At 47.8% G+C, this 2660-nt stretch carries 3 rRNA genes (1 of these 3 running past the window's edge); all 3 read right to left on the bottom strand.

Going from position 1 to position 2660, the window contains the following annotated elements:
• Positions 1 to 1804 (bottom strand): 23S ribosomal RNA (locus RUMTOR_RS13285) (it extends 391 nt beyond the left edge of the window).
• A 381-nt stretch (positions 1805 to 2185) separates the two neighbouring features.
• Positions 2186 to 2303: ribosomal RNA gene (gene rrf / locus RUMTOR_RS06415) — 5S ribosomal RNA — on the bottom strand.
• A gap of 147 nt (positions 2304 to 2450) precedes the next feature.
• Positions 2451 to 2660, bottom strand: a 16S ribosomal RNA gene (locus RUMTOR_RS13280); the annotation flags it as partial.

The raw sequence follows: 2660 nt of genomic DNA, 5'->3' as shown, positions 1-2660 counted from the left end.
TCATTTTGCCGAGTTCCTTAACAATGCTTCTCCCGTCGGCCTTAGGATTCTCTCCTCATCCACCTGTGTCGGTTTACGGTACGGGTATCCTGTAAACAATAGCGGCTTTTCTTGGCAGCCAGCTCACACACTTCTCTACTTCTTTTCGATCCGCATCACGTCTTCGGATTGCACACCGGATTTGCCTGATGTACTCCTACCTCGCTTGCACCGGTCTTTCCATTCCCGGCTTGTGCTCTCTGTCTGCGTCCCCACAGTTCTGTTACAGGATAGTACAGGAATTTCAACCTGTTATCCATCGACTACGTCTTTCGACCTCGCCTTAGGCCCCGACTTACCCAGGGCAGATCAGCTTTACCCTGGAAACCTTAGATATTCGGCCAAGAGGATTCTCACCTCTTTCTCGCTACTCATTCCGGCATTCTCTCTTCTTAAAAATCCACTGCTCCTTTCGGTACAGCTTCGTCTCTTTAAGAATGCTCCTCTACCGATGAACAGTGATCAACGCAGACCAACAGCAGTCTGTTTCATCTGTTTTGGAATCTTCTTGATTTCATCAAGAAGCTTTCCTCTTGCATTGATCTGTATTGATCACTGTTCATCCCTGAGCTTCGGCAGTGTGTTTCAGCCCCGGACATTTTCGGCGCAGGACCTCTCGACTAGTGAGCTATTACGCACTCTTTTAATGGATGGCTGCTTCTAAGCCAACATCCTAGTTGTCTTCGAAATCCCACATCCTTTTCCACTTAACACACATTTTGGGGCCTTAGCTGCAGGTCTGGGCTCTTTCCCTTTCGACTACCCAACTTATCTCGGATAGTCTGACTCCCATACATCATCTACACGGCATTCGGAGTTTGATATCCCTTGGTAAGCTTTGACGCCCCCGTAGGAATTCAGTGCTCTACCTCCGCAAGACTTGTATGAGGCTAGCCCTAAAGCTATTTCGAGGAGAACCAGCTATCTCCGGGTTCGATTGGAATTTCTCCCCTATCCACACCTCATCCCCACCCTTTTCAACGGATGTGGGTTCGGTCCTCCATTGCCTTTTACGGCAACTTCAACCTGGACATGGATAGATCACCCGGTTTCGGGTCTACTCCGACTGACTTTCGCCCTATTCAGACTTGGTTTCCCTTCGGCTCCGCACCTTCAGTGCTTAACCTCGCCAGCCAGCGTAACTCGCCGGACCGTTCTACAAAAAAGTACGCGGTTCATCATATAAAGATGTTCCACAGCTTGTAAACATATGGTTTTCAGGGTTCTTTTTCACTCCCCTCCCCGGGGTCCTTTTCACCTTTCCTTCACAGTACTATGCGCTATCGGTCACTAAGGAGTATTTAGCCTTACGGGGTGGTCCCCGCATATTCAGTCAAGGTTCCACGTGTCTCGACCTACTCTGGATACCGCCATGTCAACTCGCCTTTCGCTTACGGGACTTTCACCCTCTTTGGTCAGCTTTCCCAAAACTGTTCTGCTAAACTTGTTGAATCAATTCCGCGGTCCGAACCCCGGGATGCACGCATCCCGGTTTGGGCTCTTCCGTTTTCGCTCGCCGCTACTCACAGAATCACATGTTGTTTTCTCTTCCTCCGGCTACTTAGATGTTTCAGTTCACCGGGTTCCCTTCCTGACGTTATGGATTGGCGTCAGGATAACTGAGGTTTGCTCAGTTAGGTTTCCCCATTCAGAAATCTCCGGATCGATGGGTATTTGCCCCTCCCCGAAGCTTTTCGCAGCTTATCACGTCTTTCATCGGCTCTTAGTGCCAAGGCATCCACCATACGCTCTTATCAGCATAACCAAACGATAGTTGTTCACGGGAATGAACTTCTATCCACACATGTATAGCGTTACATGTGTTGGTTCTAGGCCAATTTATTTTTAGTTTGTTTTCTTCAAACTTTATAGTAATTGTTAAATAACATTACCTCGGATGTCTTGATTAGATATTTTATCTTATCATTGATTTTCTCTGTATGCAGTTTTCAAGGTACACATCTTGACTGATCTTTCATCAGTCATTAGAACTTAAAATCTCTTTTAAACTCTAATCACTGGTGAACCCAGTTATTCCAACAGCACTGCCCTGCTGATTGGGTTGGCTTGACGAGGTGTTGCTCATCCCTGCCTGTATTTATTCTAAACTTCGACAGCGTTTCTGTCTTCGTTTTTTCTTTTTTTGATTTGGCGGCCACCTACTCTCCCACACCGTCTCCAGTGCAGTACCATCGGCCGTTCAGGTCTTAACCATCGTGTTCGGGATGGGAACGGGTGTTACCCCTGAACGCATCGCCACCAAAAAGTTTTGTCATCCTTGATGACTAAACAATAGACAACGACTCACTTTACTTCTTCTTCCGTTTTAGTTGGATTGTTCCAGACGAAAGAAGTTATTTCTTCCGTTTTAGTTGGATTGTTCCAGACGAAAGAAGTTATTTCTTCCTTAGAAAGGAGGTGATCCAGCCGCACCTTCCGATACGGCTACCTTGTTACGACTTCACCCCAGTTATCGGTCCCGCCTTCGGCAGCTCCCTCCTTACGGTTGGGTCACTGACTTCGGGCGTTACTGACTCCCATGGTGTGACGGGCGGTGTGTACAAGACCCGGGAACGTATTCACCGCGACATCTGATTCGCGAATCCACCACAGTGCGAGTC

Source organism: [Ruminococcus] torques ATCC 27756 (assembly GCF_000153925.1).
Lineage (GTDB): Bacteria > Bacillota > Clostridia > Lachnospirales > Lachnospiraceae > Mediterraneibacter > Mediterraneibacter torques.
Note: the sequence above shows the minus strand (reverse complement) of the source record. Positions and strands in the feature narration are given on the sequence as shown.